This window comes from Paenibacillus phytorum (assembly GCF_013141715.1).
Lineage (GTDB): Bacteria > Bacillota > Bacilli > Paenibacillales > NBRC-103111 > Paenibacillus_E > Paenibacillus_E phytorum.
Genome location: NZ_WHOA01000258.1, coordinates 1 through 2,775 on the forward strand (window position 1 = coordinate 1; position 2,775 = coordinate 2,775).

General features: G+C 42.3%; 1 protein-coding gene and 1 pseudogene. Both read right to left on the reverse strand.

What is annotated here, in order from left to right:
- Positions 1 to 597: pseudogene (locus tag GC098_RS38925) on the reverse strand (hypothetical protein); the annotation flags it as partial.
- A gap of 398 nt (positions 598 to 995) precedes the next feature.
- A complete protein-coding gene (locus GC098_RS38930) occupies positions 996 to 2,486 on the reverse strand; it encodes a sugar ABC transporter ATP-binding protein (protein WP_171649687.1) in 1,491 nt (496 codons plus the stop codon).
- Positions 2,487 to 2,775: the final 289 nt, after the last annotated feature.

Below are 2,775 nucleotides of genomic sequence, written 5' to 3' on the forward strand. Positions count from 1 at the left end.
TTTAAACAGATGAGACAAATGATAGGGGCTTACATAAACAATTTCCGCCAAATCAACCAAGGAAAGATCTTTCTGATAATTTTGTTCAATGTAAGCCTTCGCAATATGTGAAATGGAATTCGTTGATGATCGAAGGTGATGTTCAGTGAGTCTGAAAAGCAAAATAAGTAGCGTTTGAAGCATGGAAGCGATAAGATCCAAAAATCCAACTCCAGTTGCGGTCGCTTCTTTATGAATATCAGAAAAAAAACGGTTGATCTTGTGAAAATCTTCCCCAATTCTGAGGATTGGCTGCAAATGAGGTTCAAACAAAAGTCCTTGCGCCAAACCTGAAAAGTGTAACCCATCAATTGAAATTAAAACGCCTCGAATGCATATTTCTGTTGTTGCTCGTATGCGATACTCAGTTGATGGATGAATGACCAATAAGTCCCTCTCGCTGATCGACAGCAACTGCTCCCCGTTGTAAACTTCCCCGCGCCCCTCTTGAATTAAAAAGATAGAAGTGTACGGATTGGCAAGAAAATGATGCTCGTCTAAGTGATTGCAACGAACCAGAGCAGTTGATATGAAGCGGGGTGCATTTAAAAATATCACTGTCATGTTATCCTATTTCCCCCACCTCATTTTATGAGATAAACCTTTATCGAGGTCTTACGAGAGGAGCAACCTTGTATTTAGGTGGTTAAAACAACTGATCTACCGACTCAAACTTATTAAATAACCAAATACTTTGGAATACAATACCATTTTGTGATGACCGCAAGAATGATGTACAAATGCACAATATTGAAGTACTGAAATGTTTCATTAGATTCCTCCTCCAAAATTTGTTCAAAAATGATCATAAATTCTTGTACGAAAGACAGAATGATAGAGATTGATGGTTGGACAGGACAATATGCCTGCCCAGCCATTTGCTTTTTTGGTACTAACAATCAACTATGTTGCTGAGTTAATACATAATATCGGGGGATTATGTCAAATAAGTCGCTCTATAATGATGGATCTTGCCCACAATAGATTCCTGATGCTGATCGCACGATTCTTTCCTCAGATGCTTCATCGCTCGTCATTTCATCGACAATACAGCCTTCACGCATCACCAATATTCGGGTACAAAGCCTTAGTAACTCCGAGAAATCAGATGATATAATGATCATGCCCTTTCCTTCCTGCACAAGAGTATGAATGGTAGCATACATTTCACTCTTCGCCCCCACATCGATCCCTTGGGTAGGCTCTTCAAGCATATACAAATCGGCCCCCGCGACCCACCATTTCCCTAAGGCAGCTTTTTGCTGATTGCCACCGCTTAAATGCTTCACCTTCTGATCGGGGCCTTGAATTTGAATGTTTAACTGAAGTATAGCGTCTAGCGCTGTGTCTTGCTCTTGTTCCCGTAAAAGAAACTGCCATCTGTGCAACTGCTTCAGGCTTGATATCGTTAAATTTTGTGAAATCTCCATGTCAGGAAATAAATCTTTCGTGAGTCGATTTCGATGAACAAAGCCAAACTGATGTTGAATGGCTTCGCGTGGGCTGCGAAAATGCACGTTCTTCCCTTTCCAGTACACCTCGCCGGAATCCCGTTTCATTTCGCCGAATAAACTTTTCACAAGCTCTGTTCTACCGGATCCGGTCAATCCTGCAAATCCGAGAATCTCTCCTTCGTGCAGTTGAAAATGAACATTCCTGAACCAAGGATTGCGGGTAAGTCCCTTTACATGCAGAAGCTCTTCACCGACGGTATGTCTAACTTGAGGAAATATACGCTTCAATTCCTTGCCTAATATTAAATCTACGATTTCGTTTTCGGTTAAACCCTTCAGTTCGCGCGTTATGACGTGTTTCCCGTCGCGCAGGATCGTGATCCGGTCACAGAGCTGATGCAATTCATCCAACTGATGCGTGATATACACGATGCCGATACCTTCTTTTCTAAAAAGACGGAGTAGGCCGAATAAGCGTTCTCTTTCCAATACGGTCAATCCCGTTGTCGGTTCATCCATAATTAAGATTCGTGTACGCTTGGATACAGCCTTTGCAATAGCAACAGCTTGCTGCTCGCTCAGTGACAGCCGGCGAACCGGAGTCGCCGGCTGGTGAAAGACCCCAAGCGATTTCATTAAGTGCTTAGCATCTTTATTCATTTTCCGGCGATTGACTAAAAATCCGAGCAGCCTCGGCTCTGATCCGAGGAAAATATTATCGGCAATGGTCAAATCTTGAATAAGGACGGGATCCTGATAAATCATCGACACGCCAAGTCGATGAGCTTCAATAGGCGATCTGACCAGCACCTGCTCGCCCTCGATAGCAATTGTCCCTTCATCGGGCTGATGATAGCCGGATATCATTTTCGCCAGTGTCGACTTGCCAGCCCCATTGCCGCCGATTAGTGCATGCACTTCACCGCTACGGAGATGGAAATTGACGCCATCCAGCGCCTTCATGCCATAAAAGGACTTGCAGATATTTTGCATATCCAGAAGCATCCTACCACATCCTCATTCAACATTAGTCATTAGTCATCCAACACTGCTGTTACTGATTTATAGTTCTACCTTATTAAATAATCAAGCGTATATAAAAACAACACTAATGTACGAAGATCACAAGAATCTATAACAAATACACAAAGAAATAAATATCCCATTAGATTGAAACGATGAGAAACAAAATACCCGCTATACAGTACCTATCGTCCAGATACTGTATAGCGACTATGATGTAATACATCACAAATTTTCCGGCTATGATTGCTTTCTGAAC

What these genes read in the sequence shown, in the direction of transcription:
- GC098_RS38930 (WP_171649687.1), bottom strand. Translation starts at nt 2,486, where the DNA reads ATGCAAAATATCTGCAAGTCCTTTTATGGCATGAAGGCGCTGGATGGC.